This is a genomic window from Cupriavidus sp. FW216-B1 (assembly GCF_058789195.1).
Map to the genome: position 1 here is coordinate 1 of NZ_JBYTEL010000017.1, position 16,458 is coordinate 16,458.

Sequence of the window (16,458 nt, forward strand, 5' to 3'; positions counted from 1 at the left end):
TTACCGCTTGCCCTGGTCAATCTCGGGCTCTCGGGATTGCTCCCTCAAGCCCCTCCCTTCAGGGAGGGGTTATTGACGCCCGGCGACTTCCTCTTGGATGCCGCCAATTGAAACAGCGAAAGCCCCAACGCAGAGGGTCGAAAGCTATGCGATTTTCGAGAGCATTCCGCTTTAAATCGCCTATCTGCCTTCGATGAGGTCCTCGCGCATCGCCCGCCCCTCGGGCCGCTGACCTCGACTCGTTCGACTACCTGGCGAAGACCTCTTCGACCCTCTCTCTATGGCGTCTCGTGGCCAAGAACGGGTTTTTGACCGAAAGCTGGCATTTTGAGTGCGCCTTTCCGAGATCAACTCAATATCGTGATATTGGCGTCGAACGGAACAGCGAAAGCGCATTCGCATTTTTGCCGAATGCTCACGAAGATCGCATAGCTTTCGCTCCACACGCGGCGATCAAGCCCGCCAACAATAGCGGGCATGGATCCAGTAGCCGCCAACCACCCTTTCCTGCAGTTGAGTCAACTCGAAGAGAGCGCCGTCGCGATGTTCTTCGAGTCGCTGTCTCCCATTCGCCCGCACTTCGAGGCGCCCGACGTCGCCGAGATCATGATCAACAACCACCGCAGCGTATGGATTGAGCGACGAGGCGAGCTGCTCCGGCTGGATATCGAACTCGAACCAGCCAAGGTCGAAGGCGCAGTGCGCGCCCTGGCCTCGTCAGTGCAGAAGTCCGCCGTCCGCGGCACGTCCCAGGGGATCATCAACGCTGGCCACAAGGGCTTGCGTATCGCCGCGGTCATGCAGCCGACTGCGATCGACGGCCACGCGCTGAGTATCCGGCGGCATCGGGATACAAAGCTGAGCCTCGCCGACTACGCACAAGCCGGCGCCTTCTCGTTGCGCCACGCCCGAAGCGCCGAGGCCGATCGGCCTATCTTCAACGGAGTCGTCGAAGACGAAGCGTTGGCGGACGCTCTGACACAGTTGGTAGTTCGCCGGAAAAGCGTTCTGGTCGCCGGCGGTACTTCATCCGGGAAGACCACCTTCCTGAACGCACTCGTCGAAGTGATCCCGCCATCCGAGCGGGTCGTGACAATCGAAGACACGATGGAACTCAAGCCGCAAGTACCGAACACGGTCCGGCTGCTTTCGAACACCGACAAGAATGTCACGACGCAGCAACTCGTCGCGCTGAGCTTGCGCTTTCGGCCTGACCGGATTCTCGTGGGCGAAGTCCGCGGTGGAGAAGCGTTCGACCTGCTTCAGGCCCTCAATACCGGACATGACGGCGGTATGGCGTCCCTTCACGCCAACAGCGCGCCTGCGGCGCTGGCCCGGCTGGAAAGCTTGGCCATGCTCGGCATCCCCCAAGGCTCCCGCTGGGAACTCGACGACATGCGGAAGCTGATCGCCGAGAGTTTCAACTATGTGGTGCACATGCGCCGCACGGGAGAGACCAGACACGTTTCCGAGATCGTCGAGATCAAGGGAGCGCGCAAGAACGGATATGACCTCCAACGCGTTTTTTGACCACGAAACCAAATCATGCTGAATCGCACCTTCCACCGCACTGCACCGATCGTTCGCGAATACACCGCCCCGGTCGTATTGCTGGCCGCGCTTCTCACCGTCGCTCCCCCCGCTTTCGCCCAAGAGATTGCCGCCTTCTCGAATCTCGGGATCTTCGTCTGCGGTCTTGCGACGTTTATCAACACGAAGTACCTATTCGTTGGCGGTCTCGTCCTCTTGGTCTTCGGTTTTATTTCTTACGCTGCCTCCGAATCCACGCTGATAAAGGTTCTGTCGGTCCTGATCATGGGTGTCGGCCTCGCGGCTGCGGCGCCGTCGATCATGAAGCAGTTCGGCATTGGTGCCGCCTGCACGGGGTTCTAGCATGCGCGAGCACCATGTCAGCATTGGGCTCTCCCGCCCACGGCAGATTGGGGGAGCAGTTCGGAGCCTGGCCCTCGCGAATTGGCTGATCGTTGCGCTGCTGGTGTACATCACCTTCCGAAGCGGCTGGAAGATTCCGACGGCCTTCGTTGTGCTCGGCATGTTCTCCCACTGGCTGCTCGCCTGGCTCACATCACGCGACCCTTGGTGGAATCAGGTGCTCAACGTCTACAACCAGTATGGCGATCTGTATGAATCGACGCCGTGGCATGGCAAGTTGCACTCCCTGTTCCGCCGGCCCTACGGCTTTGACAGCGACCTGCCATGCTGAAGCGACGCCCGCTGTATGAGATCGTGCCGTGGCTGACCTCGATCACGCCTGAGCTGATCCTGAACAAGGACGGCTCGCTGCTCGCTACCTACGATTTTGAGGGGGTCGATGCTGACTCGCCGAACGCAGGCGATATCAGTTCCGCACGCGATCAACTCGACCAGGCGTGTAAGAGCTTCGACCATCGGATCACTGCATGGTGGCGGCTTCGACACCGGCGTGCCAAAGACTACGTGGGCGGCGAGTTCTCCGAAGGCGCCGATGCGCGCCTCGACGCACTGAACCGCGCGCACATGACCACCGGCAAATACTTCCGGAATACCCATTCCCTGGCGCTGGCCTATACGCCGGAAACCGGCATCGCCAAGTTCTTCGACAAGGTCGGCTTCCACATGACCACCGGCGGCAAGAGCATCTATGCCGCAATTTTCGAGGCCACGAAGGATACCCTGTTCGCTCGCAGCGCGTTCGCATTCGATCTCGAACGTGCTGCAACTGAAGTGAAGCGATTCGAGTCGATCCTCGACGCTTTTGTCGGTGGCGTACCTCGGCTACGAATGAAGCGGACGGTCATGCAGGACAGTTATGCGTCGTTGCATCAGACTGCCAATCCGAGCGTGCCGCCCCGCCGGATCCGATATCCGGTAACGCTACTCGACACGCACCTGACCGAATCCGAGGTGGCATCAGGATCCGAGCGACTGCTGTTCGAATCCGCTCACGGGAAGCGCTACGGAGCGATCATCTCCGTCAAGGAATGGATGAGCTTCCAGGAGGCCGCTCTAGACAGTCTCATGCAGATCGATGCTGAGCTCGATATCTGCATTATGTTTCGGTTTCTGGACACAGCTCGTGCAACCGCGTACATCGAGAAGGTCCGTCGATTCTACAAGATGGCGTCCTTCAACGTCCGAGGCATTCTCAAGCAATATTTTGCCAAGGAGGAGCCGGAGAACGATGAAGGTCGGATCGAGCTTGCCAAGGAGGCTGGCGTCGCGCTTAAGCGCCTAGCAGCCGCGAATGTTCAACACGGCTTCGCCAATATCTCGATCATCGTCTATGGCCATAGCGAGTCCGAGTGCGAAGATGCTGCGAGCGAGGTGGTCGGTGCGCTGACCAACGCGGGCTTCGGATCGATCCGGGAAAAGACGAACTTGATGCCAGCGTGGAACAGCACCTTGCCGGGTCGCTGGGACAAACAACGTCGGCTGCAGTTTGTCGAAACTCCAGCCATCTCCGATATCGCGCCGGTTCGCTCCATCCAGCCCGGGCCACTGCAGAATCATTGGCTGTCGGGATTGGCCGGCAAGGAAGTACCTCCGCTGACCTGCCTGCCTACCCGACATCGCACGGCGCAGCGCGTCGACTTGCACCAGCCAGGCGGCAACGGGCACCTCTTCGTGATCGGGCCAATCGGTGCGGGCAAGTCCGTATTCCTCAACTTCCTTGTGTCCCAAGCCGGGCGTCATGACGCGCGCCGCATTCGCTTCGACAAAGATCGCTCCACCCGCATTCCGACGTTGCTGAGTGGCGGCAAATTCATCGATGTGACGGGCAAGTTTCAGAGCTCAACACCGATCAACCCGCTGTCTCTCCTGGGTGACCCAAAGAATTTCACCTACGTCAGCGAATGGGTAACGCTCGCGCTCGAAGACGATGATTTTTCCCTCACGCCACAGCAGTCCTCCGATGTATTTGAGGCGGTGAAGATCCTGGCAACCTATCCGCGGGAACGCTGGATGCTCAGCTTTCTTGCGACGTTGCTTCACGACACGTTGCGTGAGCGCCTGCAGGTGTGGCTGAAGGGCGGTCAGTACGGCAACTTCTTCGACCATGCTGATGACGCGTTCGAGGTCAGCGACAACCTGTCGATCGAGATGGGGGACCTGTTCGAGAAGTACCCCCGCGCGGCGGCGCTCTTCGTCGACTACGCCTTCCACCGGATCAGCCAGTCCATGGATGGGCGCCGGTACACGATTATCGAGCTGGAAGAGGCTGGGTTCTTCTTCCAGTACGCGCGCTTCTACCGCCGTCTCGATATCTGGATCACCACGATCCGGAAACTTAACGGCGCGATCTGGATGGCAACGCAGTCTCTGCGCCAGCTCGAGCGTGTTCCAGACTTTGAAATTCTGAAGGACAACATCGGCAATCTGGTCTATCTGCCCAACAACCAGGCCAACACCAGCAAAGGTCTCTACAAGGACAAGTTTGGCCTGACCGATGACCAGATCCAGCTGATCAACGACGCGGTCCCCAATCGGGACTACCTTTGGATCACGCGCTCTCAGACCCGCATGTTGCAGAGCACGTTCTCCGACGAAATGGTAGCGATGCTTCGCTCGGACGGCGTTGCACAGCACATTCTCGACCAACACATCGCCACGGGTGCCCCCGATTGGCAAGACCGCTATGTGCGCGAGATGCTCGCGCGTTCCGCCTGAGGAGAACTGAACATGCAGAAATTGATTGCCAAGGCCACTCTTGCGGCAAGCATTGCCGCGTCAACCGGTGCGAATGCCACCGGCCTCCCGGTGATCGACGTGGCCAACCTGGCCCAGACGACGGTCTCCGCCCTTCAGTCGGTGAAGACTGAAGTCTACGAGAACACGAACATCATCTACCAGTACAAGATGATGGCCAACCAGCTGCTTCAGGCCACAGGCCTGGACGCGGACGCGCTCACGGAGCAAACGTCGTCGATCTCCGACAACATCAACGACCTGCAGACCTATGGCGCTGCCCTGAAGGACCTGTACGGCGGCGTGTCTGACAGCGCCGATTATCTGCACCGTGTCCAAAGCATGGTCAGTTCCTCAGGCAAGACATCTTCTCAGTGGTTTCAGGATCAAGCGTCGCTTCTGGCGAGTGGCGACAAGACGGCGAAGAACCTCTTCAATCTGGGCTCCAAGGTTTTTTCTAATACTGAAGCCCTCGCAAAGCGCCGGAAGCAGATTCAGGAGAAGACCAATCTGACCCCTACGGCCCAAGCTACGGCGCAGACCACCAACCAGATGCTCGACGTCCTGGCGAGTCAAAACTCAGATGTCCTGCGGCTCATGAGTACGAGAGCGCAGGCGGACGCTGCAAAGGAACAACAGGCCAATGCGGAGGCAACCGAAAAGACAGAGGCAATGAAGGGGATCGTCGCGGAACAGGACAGGCAATTGCAGCAGATCCGCAGCACGGTCTACACCCGCGATTATCGAAACCAATAAGGATCCCGGTGAGAGTCTTTCGATACCTGCTGGCCGGCATCTTCTCGGCGCTCCTTGTGTCTCTCGTGATCGTACGGCCCGCGCTAGCTCAGGCGTCGGGCGACTCTCCGACGACGGGCGTGAGCTCGCCAGCGCCGCCCTCCAACGAAAGCGGTGGTATTGCATTGGGCGGCCCCAAAGGTGCGGTGGGGGAGGCGATCGAGAAGGCACTCGCCCAATTTCGGTCCGTCCAGACAAGCATCATCACCGCCGCGGTCGCCATCAGCCACTCCCTGAAAGACGAAGCGGATAAGCTCGCTTTTGGCCTCGGGATCATCACGCTCACGTTAGCGTCATTGCGATTCGCCGCAACCAGTGATCCGGTCGCGGCGTGGACAAGCTTTCTGGAGACGATACTGCTTCTCGGCATCTTCGCGGCCATCTACGTCGGCTATGACCAGTTTGGACCCGGGATTCTTTCCTGGTTTCAATTCCTTGCGGACAAGATAGCCGGTACAAATTCCTCCAACCCCGGACTCGTTCTTGCCTCGGCTGCCGGCGGCTTCCTGGACGCGTTTCAAAAAGCGATGGATGCAGCAAGTTGGTACCAGAAAATTGGTGTCGCGCTTTCCTTCTTCGTGATGATGCTCGCCTTCGTGGTGTGCGCGGTAACGTCGGTGGTCTACACGTTCTTTACCGCACTCGGCGAGATTCAAGTTGCCATTGGGATTGTTCTGGGACAGATCGCTGTTGCGCTTGGATTCTCGGACTACACCCGGCGGTTCTTCTCTTCCTGGTTGGACTACATGATCACTGGATCGATGTATGTCGTCGTCGCCAACATCATGACCCGGCTGGTTTCCGCCTCGTTCGAAGCCTCTATCGTCGACCTCAACAACATCGGTAACCAATCGATTGCCGGTGCAGTCTACGCATTGATTATCTCGCTCTTCTTGCTGTTCCTCTCCTTTGAGATCCCGAAAATCGCCGGCTCCATCTGGGGCGGTGGTGGCGGCTTTAGCGGCTCGGCAATCATGAAAATGGCGAGCGGAGCGGGCAGAGGTGCCTGGGCGGCGGGCAAAAAGCTCGCCAAAGGATAAGCATGCACACCGCGGCCGATCCATCATCAATGCTTGAACAACACCGTGATCGCATCACGCTGGTATGCCAGTATGCGAACGAAGCCGATCCAGCGGACTTCGATCGACGATGGCTCTCCGTACTGAGGTGCTGCGCAGCTTGGTTCTCCTCCATGCCGTTGCGGCCCGATCAGCACGCCGAGCCGGGCGGCGCCTTTCGCGCGTCGGTCGAGGCTGCCTACTTTGCGATGCGTCTTTCCGGTGGGCAAAAGTTTGGGGCCGATCAACCGTCCGAACGCCGGCGCGCACTTGAACCGCAGTACCTCCACGCACTGTTCCTCGCAGCATGTTGCTCCCGCTTGGACGAGCCGTACCGCAACTTCCAGTTCTTCCGTAATCGGGACAACGCGGAATGGGTGCCGGTGTTTCACGGCGCGTTCGGGCCGTGGCTCGGACAGGACACCTATCGTGTGGTGCGGCGCGAATCGGCGGAGCCGGTTCAGCGCATGCGTACCGCCCTACTCGCTCGCGATATTCTTGGCGCAGAGCGGCTCGAGCAGTTTGACAGCGTTGTGATGTCGGATCTGCTGGGTTCGATTAACCCAGATCCCCGCCCGACCGGACTCGAGACGCTTCTGCACAAGGTCGCTCGCCAAGCGATCGACGCAGTGACGCAGTTCGAAATCAAGGCGCGTCGTGCGGCCTTTTCTCCTGATACGACGGCGGCGCCGAGTGCCGCCTTGCTCTCTGCGAGCGGCATCGTGTCGACCGGGGTGGCGCCTGTTGCGCCTTCTCTACCAGTCGCCCCGGCGACCAAGGAGGTCGCCCCGCCCGCCAGCGATCCGCCTGGCCAGACCGATGCCCCCGCCGGCGGCCAAGGCCGGCCTCAAGAGAACGGCGCAACAAGCACGTTGCCGGAGACGGAGCGCCCAAGCGTGCTGCGTCTCGATGGTGAGCGCACCGTGCGTAAGGAGGTCGCCGGCGATCCGTTCTCCGCGGTACTCACGACACCGTCGAACCTGATGCGCGACTTCTTCCGGGCGCTCTCACAGGACGTCACCGCCGGCAAAGTGAAGGTCGCCTGGGTGGACAATCGCCTGGCCATTCCGAAGCGCGTGCTCAGCAACTATGGCATCGCCTCCGAGACTCTCCTGGACAACCTACGCAAGCAGCAGCTTCTCTTCAAACAGGTCGGTCAAGACATTCTTCTGGTCGACAAGGTCGGCAGCCTCATCGCCCCCCGCCCGGCCTCGTCTAATGAGCTGCAGTGATGGACCACTACGTAAGTCACTTCCGCCCGATCTTCGAGTTCCGCGCTGCGGTCGGCTGGGCGCTGGCCCTGGTCCTGCTGCCGTTCTCGGGAATGCCGCACGCCGCGTACTTCGCGCTGTTCTGCGCGGTGGTTCTCACGGCACGCTCGGCACAAGTATGGGCTGCGCTGAAATTTCGCATGGCCATCTCAACGAAGTGGTTGTCCCTCATTCACATTAGCGAGCTGATCGGCACCAGCAACCGAATGAAAGAGGACATCGATTCGATGTACCTTGGTTTGGGCTTCGAATGGACACAGAAGCATTGCCAGATCGCGTACGACGTTCTCCGGATGCCGTCGACGGAGATTCCCGGCCTGCCCAGGTGGCTTCCCCATGCCGTGGCTGCACGTGTCGAACAGGTCTTCGCCCCCAGAAACGCAATTCGCGATCGTCTGCCACAGGGCAAATCTTGGATCCACGGGATGGAACCGGTGAAGGCAATTGTCCCGTTTCACTACAAGGCCATGCCCGGCCATACGCTGGTTGCTGGCACGACCGGCGCGGGTAAGACCCGGACGTTCGAGATCATTTCCACGCAGGTGATTCACAGCCCTGACGACGTTCTGGTGATCATCGACCCGAAGTCGGATGCGGAATGGATTGCTAGGGTGAAGCGCGAATGCGAGCGCGTCGGTCGCAAGTTCCTCTATTGGAAACAGGCCGAGCCCTCCAAGTCGATCCGGCTCAATCCGCTTGAAAACTGGTCGCAACCGTCCGAGATCCCGAGCCGCGTCGCGCAGTTGATGGAAGAAGGCCCTTTCCGGCAATTTGCGTTCTTGTTCATGGATCGCAGCGTGAAGGGCGAGCTTTACGTGGGTGACAAGCCTAACCTCCGCTCGATTCTTCGCTATGCGCAGGGCGGCGTCAACGCGCTACTCGATAGAGGCTTGCGCCGATTCTTCCCTGAGGCCGGGATGGCCGATTGGGAGGACGAGGCCAATGGCTTCATGCAAAAGGTGGGGCAGCGAGCCGGCGGTACCCTGCTCGACGCAATGGTGCAAATGTATGTTGAGCGGTTCGCCAACGCCGGCCGCGGTCACGAGTCCATTGACGGGCTAGTGTCCACCTATCAGCATGATCGAGACCACTACGGCCGGATCATTGCCTCCGTCCTGCCCTTGCTGCAGATGCTTGCGACTGGTGAAACCGGCCTGATGCTGGCGCCCAAGGCTGATGACTTTGAGGATGACCGTGAGATCTGGGATATCGACAAGGTGATCAAGCAAAAGGCGGTCCTTTACGTTGGCGCCGACTCGCTCGCGAACTCGATGGTCGCTCAGGCCATCATGTCGATGATTCTCGCCGATGTCGCGTCCGTGGCGGGTGCGATCTACAACTTCTACAAGAAGCCGCCCAAGGTGGTTCTGATGATCGATGAGATTGCCGAGGCTATCAACGAACAGACGATCCAGATCCTGAACAAGGGCCGCGGTGCAGGCTTCAATGTGTTCGCCGCCTTCCAAAGCCGTTCCGATGTCACATCCAAGCTCGGAAACGTGGCCAAAATGATGCAGGTTTTAGCGAATCTCAATAACCAAATCGTCTTACGCTTGGAAGACACCGACACGGCAGAGTGGATCTCCGACAAGTTCGGTGAAACAGCGATCCGCAACCTGGTCACCTCTAGCAGCACCAGCACTGGCACCGAGGCTCACGTTGGTGAGTTCAGCGGATCAGTTTCGCGGTCCTCACAGCTCGAGAAGGTTCAGTTGGTCCCGAAGGAGCTCATCACGATGCTGCCGAATCTGCAGTACTTTCTGCGCATCTCCGGTGGCTCTGTCCACCAGGGTCGCATTCCTATCATCCAAGGTTAATTGTCAATGTCCGTCAGTCTTTTCCGACAAATCGCCAGGGAGTACAAGCTCTCGGCAAAGCTGTCGCCGGTCTTCAACCTTTCGCCCGATCTGGACGACGCTTGCACGCGGGTTGTCGATTACATTGGGGTGAACTTCCGTGTTCGCGAGGAGCCGCTGGTCAAGGAAATGCTCGTTGACGCAATTACGGCGTGGCGGGCCGCGCGGAAGCATGGGGATGCCAATGTTGCATTCATGAAGGGGCTTTTTGGCCGTTCCCACGATCTCTACACGATGCGCTACGCGGCGTTCAAGGGAGAGAAGTACACCGTCTGGTATCCATTCAACGAACCGATCCCCGCCTTCGAACAACGCCAGGCACCCGGCTATGTCTGCCAGGTGGTGAATGAACCCGTGCCAGGCACGGTCACTCAACGTAGTGCCGCATTTCAGCTCGCGGCGCGCGTCCTGACCGGGCATTCCTTCTGTCGCTACTTCGAGGCCTACGATGTCGCTCGCGACTTTGCACACTAAGGCGATGGCTCTGCGAGCCCGAGTCGACGGGTTGCCCATCGCGATAGCCGCGCGCGTCACCGGCGTCGATCGCGCACTGGCCGCGTCGATGGCCACGTGGATTCGGATGCACCGTGAGGAGGGCGAGCCACTTGGTTCCACGCCGGACCACTTCGTTGCCGGCGGGGCCGCGCCCTGCTTTGCGTTGCTCCGCATCGCCTCCGACCGCCCCGGAACGTTCTACGGTGCCATTATTGCGACCTTCTGTCTTCCCATCTTGATCGCTCTTCGGTGGGTGCTCTGACATGGCGAGCAAATTCGCATCTCACATCCGCCTCTGGTTGCTGGCCACCCCACTCGTGCTCTGCGTAGCCGCGCCGATGCTTCGGGACGACAGCGTGTTCGAAATAGGAGCAACCGAGCAGGAATCGGTCGCAGAAGCGTTGGGTGAGCATCGCGCAGACCAGGCGACTAAGGCAGCCAACGATCGATTCGACCGTTGGTTCGTGCAATCGGGAGCGATGAAGTTTTCGTTCTCCGGCTCCGACGTGCGCACTCAGTTTTCGGACGGCGGGGCTGCTGACATCGGGCGCAGGTGGGTCCGGCATCTATGGCTGTCAGTGTACCGAGGCGTCTATCGGGCTTCAGTTGCCGGTTACTGGCTCTTTGGTTCGCTGGTTTTCCTCGCTGCCCTGCTCAATGACGGCGCTGTGGCCAGAAGAATCAAAGCTGCCTCGGCCGGCTTCGCCAACCCGGTCTCATTCCACGTCGCGGCGCACGGATTGTTGCTTTGCTTCGGCATCACGTCCTCGGCCATGTTTGTCCCCGTGCCGCTGCTCGCCTACTGGTGGAACGGTGCGGTCGGCGTGGCCGGCTTCCTCTGCTGGCGCCTGGCTTCCTCGTTTCACGTCGGTCGATAGTGCGCCAGCCAACACCATTTCTGATTTTCGGGCACCCCCTGCCACCTTTGGGAGATACACCATGACTGCAACAACCGAATTGGCGAACACCGTTGAGCGTGAAGAGCTTGCGCTCCCCGCCGCCCCCGACACCGATGCGTTGGCGGGCGCCACGGACATGCGTCCGGCGTCGGAGACGCTGGACGTCGATGCCGAGCTGCTCGAAATGGAACAGTCGGCGGATGCCCTGCGCAAAGAGGGGTTGATCTCCTCGGCCGATCTGGAGCGGAAGATGGCCGCGGTCGAGAGCACCCGCAAGATGTTCCGGGAGCTCTCGCCGGAGGACCGTCAGGCAATCGTTCGGCGGCGCCGTGAGCTTGGCCTGCAGATCCTCACGCGCGAGCTGGCAGGCGCGTCGGTTGTCGTGGTCGGCCTCCGGCTGAACCACACGCGCCTGCGCCCGTTGTTTGAGCAATGGTGGCCATACATGAACCGGATGAGCCTGAACCTGCAACGCTTCGGTCAGAGCACATTTTCTCGCACGGAACTCTCGACGCTCGAGACGTTCCTCGAACGTGAGGTGACCAAGCTGGAAGAATACGTTGACGAAGTGCTTCGTGTAGCGACGGGATACAGGACTCAGCGCCAGCAGGAGATGGCGGCGAAGAGCGACATCATCTTCGAACCGACGATTACCCGGCCGTCGATCGATCTGGAGGTGCAGGCGTACTCGCGCTTCGCAGTGCGCACACTGCAGATCCTGACCAAGTTCGACAAGGCGATGGACCAATTCGACTTCATGGTGTGGAACGGGATTCGCGATCAGTCTGATGTGAACGAGGAAGTGACCCGCTTCCTGCGCAAGTTCCAGCCGCTCGGCCTGCGCAGCTACACCACGCACCTCAAGCTGATGACCACGGTGCGGGGCGCCTGACGATCCGGGCTGAAAGTATGGCAGCGACGAGGCCGTGGACTGGTCATGTGCCACGGGGAGAGAACATGTGGCATCAAGTGGCATCGCACGGCGTTTCCCCGGTCCTCGTCGCTGCCACTTAGTGGCAGTTACTGGCACCAAGTTCGCGATGGTGCTCCTTTGTCTGCGATGCGCGGTGCATCTGGCACTTACTGGCACGCCGGGACGTGCCCAAGAATCCAAACGAGACCCTATACATGGCGCTTGATGATGTGTTGGCGGGCCTCAATCCCGCCCAGCGCGAAGTCGTGGAGCTTCGTCGGCACTGCGTCGCGGTAGCCGTGCCTGGGGCTGGGAAGACAGCGACCATAGCAGCCAAGGCCGCAACACTTCTCGCCGACCCAGAGGTAACAGTGGGTGCCGTGACTTTCAGTCGGGATGCGGCCATTGAACTGCGCGACCGGATCCTGGCCCTTGCCGTGCCCTCGGCAAAAAAGCGCCTACTCGCGGGCACCTTCCACTCGCTTGCCTACAAGCAGTTGCATCGTGCATCGGCAAGCCGAATTGAGATAGCAAGCAGTGGCCACCGCCTCGCGATCCTGACCCAGGTACTTCAGGACACGGGCATCGGCTGGAAGGTGGAGGATGCCCTTGCCGCGATCGAGCGGCTAAAGACGGTGCTCACTGCCCCCGATCCAGGAACGGTCGACTCGCAGTTGTACTTGGCCTACCAAGAAGCGTTGGAGCGGAATGGAAAGATCGACTTCCAGGACATGCTTCGCCTCTCGGTCGACGGCATGCGCCGGAAAGCACTGAATCCGTACGCTGTTACCCACCTTCTTGTAGATGAGTATCAGGACTGCGATGACCTCCAGGCGCAATGGACCGCCGCCCATGCCGATGCCGGCTCGACCGTGACCGTGGTCGGCGACGACGACCAATCCATCTACGGGTTCAGGTCGGCGCTCGGCTTTCGCGGTATGGAGCAGTTCATCAATCAGTTCGACGCCAAGACTGTCGTGCTGGGCAAGAACTACCGCTCTCGCGCGGAAATCCTGGCAGCCGCCGATCTGGTCATTCGGAACAACAAGGATCGGATCCAGAAAGACCTGGTCGCGGACCGCGGGCCCGGAGGAACGGTGCACTTCGAGCGATGTGATAACGAGTACAACGAGGCAGTGGCCGCAGTCGAGGCTCTCACGCCGTGGCTCCGAAACGGCGCAACCGCCGCCGTGCTCGCGCGCACCAACCGCATTCTGGATCCGGTTGAGGCCGTCTGCCGCTCCCATGGCATCAAGTATTTCAGGGCGGCGGGAAAGTCGATCCTTGATCGGCCAGAGGCAGCCTTGTTTGGCACGCTGCTCAATCTCATCCAAAGGGCGTCAGACTCCGGCGTCGATTCACTACTGAGCCACGCCGGGATCGGAAGTCACGAGCTGATGCTGCTGCACAAGAAGCTGGGATCGGCTTGGAATGGCGCGTCTGCGAAGAAGAAGGACCTTCTGGACATGGGCCTGTCCGAGGAGTCGACGAAGAAGTACCGGGACTTCGTGAAACGGATGGCAGACTGGAGATCGCTTTGTGACCGGGAATTCCACTCTCTCGTGCTCGATGGAGTGCGAGAGTGGATGCTGCAATGGGCCGTTTCCGACCAGGCCAAGCGGGCAATCAACACGACCTATGACGTCCTGTCGAACCTCAATGGCCCGTTTTCAGATCGACTCGAATATCTGCGGCGGAAGAACAACGAACCAGCGCCAGACGCATTGGTCCTCACGACAATGCACGCCTCGAAAGGACGCGAGTGGGCGCACGTGGCGCTGATACGGGTCGAGGAGACAGTGATCCCTGACGACGGAAGCACGGAATCGGAAGAGCGTCGCCTTTGCTATGTCGGGATGACACGCGCGCGGGACTCGCTGAGGATCAGCACTGCTAAGAAGAACCCTACTTCCCGATTCGTAGTTGAGGCGGGACTAGTATAGCGAGCCTGTGGAATATTCCACCGATCGACCGCTCGGCGGGCGCCATCGTTCACCTGCCGGCGGAGGCCACGTGCCGTGGCATGTGGTGGCGCAAAGACGTCTCCGAACAACAAGAAATGGTGCCGGACGGCTATGTGCCATCAGACATCGTCGCGTGAAGCGCGCCTGCACTGGATGCGATCGCATCGTGCAATCTCCCGCACTTGGCCATTCCTTCGACCTCGGCATCTCCGGCCGGGGCTTGCGCGCCAACATCCTCGTCTCAAGATGTCCGCCGGAATCGAGACACCAGAGCCTCCCTGGGTCGCTTCGATCGCGGGAAACGGTACTTGCCGGACAATTGCCCTAAGGTCGGCACTGGCATGAGCGCGTCGGATCTGGCGCCCTCAGCACAGTTGCGCTAGGTTGAACTCGCGTTTATTCGTCTGTTGCGCCACGGACCGGCCATAACACGCCACCCCTCCTTCAGCGCGGGCACGGACTGGGCTGGCCAGGGTCTGCGGCGCCACGCACAGAGGTCTCAGTGAGCGTAGCGGTTCACGGACTCTAGACGTTCCCACCAAGGATGAATGCGAGGATATCGTCCGCTGAGGGCTCGCCCCACGTCTGATCCGCAAGCCAGCGGAAGAAACTGGACTGTGCAAGTTTGCTGGGCTTCTTGGACGCTGGCAGGCGCAGATCTGCAGCTGCACACTGTTCGTTGTACTGGCCTATGAGAGCGCTCTGCTCATCGGGCGAGAGTTCCATAAAGTACGCCTGAGCATCTGGAAGGCGTGCGGCGATGTATTGATCTTTCGCTTCGGCAGGCGTTCTTGCGCCTACAGCCTTTGGTGGCTTCTTGTCGACGTGGGTCTCTTCAACTGGTGAAGCTGCTTTGGCCCAGTCTTCTGTAACCGCTTTCCGGAAATACGCGGCCACGTTGTCCAGCGACGGGACGTTCTTCTTGCCAATGCGTGCCCTGGTGTAAGCGACGGCCTGCCTTACTCGTTCCGCACCATAGGTGCGGGTCATCTTCTTGGCCTCGGTAAGGGGTACGCCGAATTTCACGACAGCCTGAATCAAGTCGAGATCCTGCTGGTCTTCTTCCGGCGGCGTCTCCTTTCGCTTGATCTTGAACTGGAGCTCCATCACCGAACGTCCATTCTTGTGCTCAACGAGTTCGATGAGGTGATCGGAAACGGCATTGATCTCCTCGATGCACGGGTTGAGCACGGCTCGCTTGAAGATTTTGTACTCTTTGTACTTCGTCTCGCTCTCCTCGCGACCCAGGATCAAATTTCGGAAGATGGTCAGTGGAATTCGGGTAGTCACGCCAATCCGTTCATACCGGACGGTGTTCTCCCAAAGAGCGAGGGAATGGGCACGCCGGAACAGTTTCGCGATGCGCATGTCGATCATCGCAAACCGCTCGGGGTTCAGGAGTTCCTCGGAAATCTGCGGTGCAAACGAATAGGATAGCTGGGACCCAGTGATTTTCGCGCCGGCGACAAGCGTCGAACCAGTCCAGGTGGCGGTGCCGTCGCTGTTCAATTGGTCCCAATCCACCACGGTCCGCATGAGCGATTTTGCCGTTTCCTTGATGTAGCCTGTGTCCTTCGTGGTCAAGCCTAAGCCAGCCATCATCTCCGGAATCGATATCTGGAAGATCGTTGCACCGTCGCTCTTGGCAAGCCGATGCTCGATCGCATTCTTAATCAGGGCATTGAACAGACGCCGTTGCTGTAGAGACAGTGCACCGCCAACTGGCGACAAGTGAATCGCCTGAACGGCCTTCTTGAATGGTTCTGGCACTTCGGGTTGTTGGAACAACGCGATTTGCGCGCCTTTCTGACCCGTGGCTGGTTTGGACATCTAGGACCGGTGTTGGCGATGGATTGGTGAAATCTTAGTCCTCATTCGTTCACCTATCAAGCTCGGCACAGGTGCAGCCCGTCATGACCAGAGTCTTGCCATCACTGCTATCCCGTCTCGATTCGCTTTGCCCAAAGAATCCGGAACTTAGCTCGGTCACCTCATGGGGGACTTCAGCTATGCCTGCCCCAAAATCATTCACCTAGGCTTCGAAAGCTACCCAAATTTGTTCGCCTTTTGGCGAAATTGTGGCCCTATAGATCACATCCGCGCGACTGAGACGCGAAAGGTGAATGTTTTTGGGTAGCTTTCGGGGAATAAATCCGCGACGTCTGCCGTGCGTCCGTGCGTCAGATCGGCCTCGGTAGCAAAGGTATGATAAAAGTGATATTTAGCGCACTCATAACCCAGGGTTAGATTCGCTATTCCCCATTTCCTTTCACCTTACGACGTCCCCAAACCTGTTCACCATCACTTCATGGCGGTCAGCAGGTGAAGTACTCACTCACATATCGCCACCCCAAAATCGTTCACCTTTGGCACCCCCAAGACTGTTCACCTATGGCGTCATTACTGGCTTTCGGCGAGCTCCGCGGTTCCGGGGACCCCAAATACCTTCACCTAAACGCATCCCCAATACTATTCACCTATCGGTCGTAGCGCTCTGAGGGCCTGAAATTTGAGGGGATCC

Annotated in this window: 13 protein-coding genes; 12 read left to right on the forward strand and 1 reads right to left on the reverse strand. The window is 59.4% G+C overall.

The annotated features are described in order from the left end of the window. The first annotated feature begins 477 nt into the window (after positions 1 to 477). The 12 genes from AC3WXD_RS26110 (at position 478) to AC3WXD_RS26165 (ending at position 13,916) form a co-directional block, all read left to right on the forward strand. A complete protein-coding gene (locus tag AC3WXD_RS26110; protein WP_059414576.1) occupies positions 478 to 1,530 on the forward strand; it encodes a TadA family conjugal transfer-associated ATPase in 1,053 nt (350 codons plus the stop codon). 15 nt (positions 1,531 to 1,545) lie between these two features. After that, on the forward strand, positions 1,546 to 1,893 hold the full coding sequence (locus tag AC3WXD_RS26115) for a hypothetical protein (protein WP_059414579.1): 348 nt from the start codon (positions 1,546 to 1,548) through the stop codon (positions 1,891 to 1,893). A gap of 1 nt (position 1,894) precedes the next feature. Then, complete coding sequence (locus tag AC3WXD_RS26120; protein WP_059414581.1) at positions 1,895 to 2,224, forward strand: VirB3 family type IV secretion system protein; 330 nt, start codon at positions 1,895 to 1,897, stop codon at positions 2,222 to 2,224. Beyond that, positions 2,218 to 4,668 (forward strand): VirB4 family type IV secretion system protein, encoded by a 2,451-nt coding sequence (locus tag AC3WXD_RS26125; RefSeq protein WP_059414583.1) that lies wholly within the window; start codon positions 2,218 to 2,220, stop codon positions 4,666 to 4,668. Before AC3WXD_RS26120 ends, AC3WXD_RS26125 begins: the two co-directional genes overlap by 7 nt. A gap of 12 nt (positions 4,669 to 4,680) precedes the next feature. Then, positions 4,681 to 5,442 (forward strand): TrbJ/VirB5 family protein, encoded by a 762-nt coding sequence (locus tag AC3WXD_RS26130; RefSeq protein ID WP_059414585.1) that lies wholly within the window; start codon positions 4,681 to 4,683, stop codon positions 5,440 to 5,442. 8 nt (positions 5,443 to 5,450) lie between these two features. Then, on the forward strand, positions 5,451 to 6,521 hold the full coding sequence (locus tag AC3WXD_RS26135; protein WP_063923078.1) for a type IV secretion system protein: 1,071 nt from the start codon (positions 5,451 to 5,453) through the stop codon (positions 6,519 to 6,521). A 2-nt stretch (positions 6,522 to 6,523) separates the two neighbouring features. After that, the gene (locus AC3WXD_RS26140) at positions 6,524 to 7,771 is read left to right on the forward strand and encodes a TraI domain-containing protein (protein WP_059414587.1); all 1,248 of its coding nucleotides are present in this window, start codon (positions 6,524 to 6,526) and stop codon (positions 7,769 to 7,771) included. After that, the gene (gene traD / locus AC3WXD_RS26145; protein ID WP_059414589.1) at positions 7,771 to 9,627 is read left to right on the forward strand and encodes a conjugative transfer system coupling protein TraD; all 1,857 of its coding nucleotides are present in this window, start codon (positions 7,771 to 7,773) and stop codon (positions 9,625 to 9,627) included. Before AC3WXD_RS26140 ends, traD begins: the two co-directional genes overlap by 1 nt. Positions 9,628 to 9,633: 6 nt before the next feature. Beyond that, entirely contained in the window at positions 9,634 to 10,140 is a 507-nt protein-coding gene (locus AC3WXD_RS26150; RefSeq protein ID WP_059414658.1) for a hypothetical protein, read from the forward strand. A 284-nt stretch (positions 10,141 to 10,424) separates the two neighbouring features. Next, the gene (locus tag AC3WXD_RS26155) at positions 10,425 to 11,039 is read left to right on the forward strand and encodes an IncC plasmid conjugative DNA transfer DtrJ family protein (RefSeq protein WP_059414594.1); all 615 of its coding nucleotides are present in this window, start codon (positions 10,425 to 10,427) and stop codon (positions 11,037 to 11,039) included. A 61-nt stretch (positions 11,040 to 11,100) separates the two neighbouring features. Beyond that, positions 11,101 to 11,952: a hypothetical protein gene (locus tag AC3WXD_RS26160; RefSeq protein ID WP_059414602.1), complete on the forward strand. Its 852-nt coding sequence runs from the start codon at positions 11,101 to 11,103 to the stop codon at positions 11,950 to 11,952. A 236-nt stretch (positions 11,953 to 12,188) separates the two neighbouring features. Then, positions 12,189 to 13,916, forward strand: a complete 1,728-nt coding sequence (locus tag AC3WXD_RS26165) for an ATP-dependent helicase (RefSeq protein ID WP_059414604.1) — start codon at positions 12,189 to 12,191, stop codon at positions 13,914 to 13,916. 546 nt (positions 13,917 to 14,462) lie between these two features. On the opposite strand, the gene AC3WXD_RS26170 is transcribed toward AC3WXD_RS26165, so the two are convergent. Further along, entirely contained in the window at positions 14,463 to 15,767 is a 1,305-nt protein-coding gene (locus tag AC3WXD_RS26170) for a replication initiation protein (protein WP_059414606.1), read from the reverse strand. Positions 15,768 to 16,458 lie beyond the last annotated feature (691 nt).

Coding starts and splice junctions, on each gene's coding strand:
- AC3WXD_RS26170 (WP_059414606.1), bottom strand. CDS start 15,767: ATGTCCAAACCAGCCACGGGTCAGAAAGGCGCGCAAATCGCGTTGTTC.
- AC3WXD_RS26130 (WP_059414585.1), top strand. CDS start 4,681: ATGCAGAAATTGATTGCCAAGGCCACTCTTGCGGCAAGCATTGCCGCG.
- AC3WXD_RS26110 (WP_059414576.1), top strand. CDS start 478: ATGGATCCAGTAGCCGCCAACCACCCTTTCCTGCAGTTGAGTCAACTC.
- AC3WXD_RS26115 (WP_059414579.1), top strand. CDS start 1,546: ATGCTGAATCGCACCTTCCACCGCACTGCACCGATCGTTCGCGAATAC.
- AC3WXD_RS26155 (WP_059414594.1), top strand. CDS start 10,425: ATGGCGAGCAAATTCGCATCTCACATCCGCCTCTGGTTGCTGGCCACC.
- AC3WXD_RS26125 (WP_059414583.1), top strand. CDS start 2,218: ATGCTGAAGCGACGCCCGCTGTATGAGATCGTGCCGTGGCTGACCTCG.
- AC3WXD_RS26165 (WP_059414604.1), top strand. CDS start 12,189: ATGGCGCTTGATGATGTGTTGGCGGGCCTCAATCCCGCCCAGCGCGAA.
- AC3WXD_RS26120 (WP_059414581.1), top strand. CDS start 1,895: ATGCGCGAGCACCATGTCAGCATTGGGCTCTCCCGCCCACGGCAGATT.
- AC3WXD_RS26150 (WP_059414658.1), top strand. CDS start 9,634: ATGTCCGTCAGTCTTTTCCGACAAATCGCCAGGGAGTACAAGCTCTCG.
- AC3WXD_RS26160 (WP_059414602.1), top strand. CDS start 11,101: ATGACTGCAACAACCGAATTGGCGAACACCGTTGAGCGTGAAGAGCTT.
- AC3WXD_RS26140 (WP_059414587.1), top strand. CDS start 6,524: ATGCACACCGCGGCCGATCCATCATCAATGCTTGAACAACACCGTGAT.
- traD (WP_059414589.1), top strand. CDS start 7,771: ATGGACCACTACGTAAGTCACTTCCGCCCGATCTTCGAGTTCCGCGCT.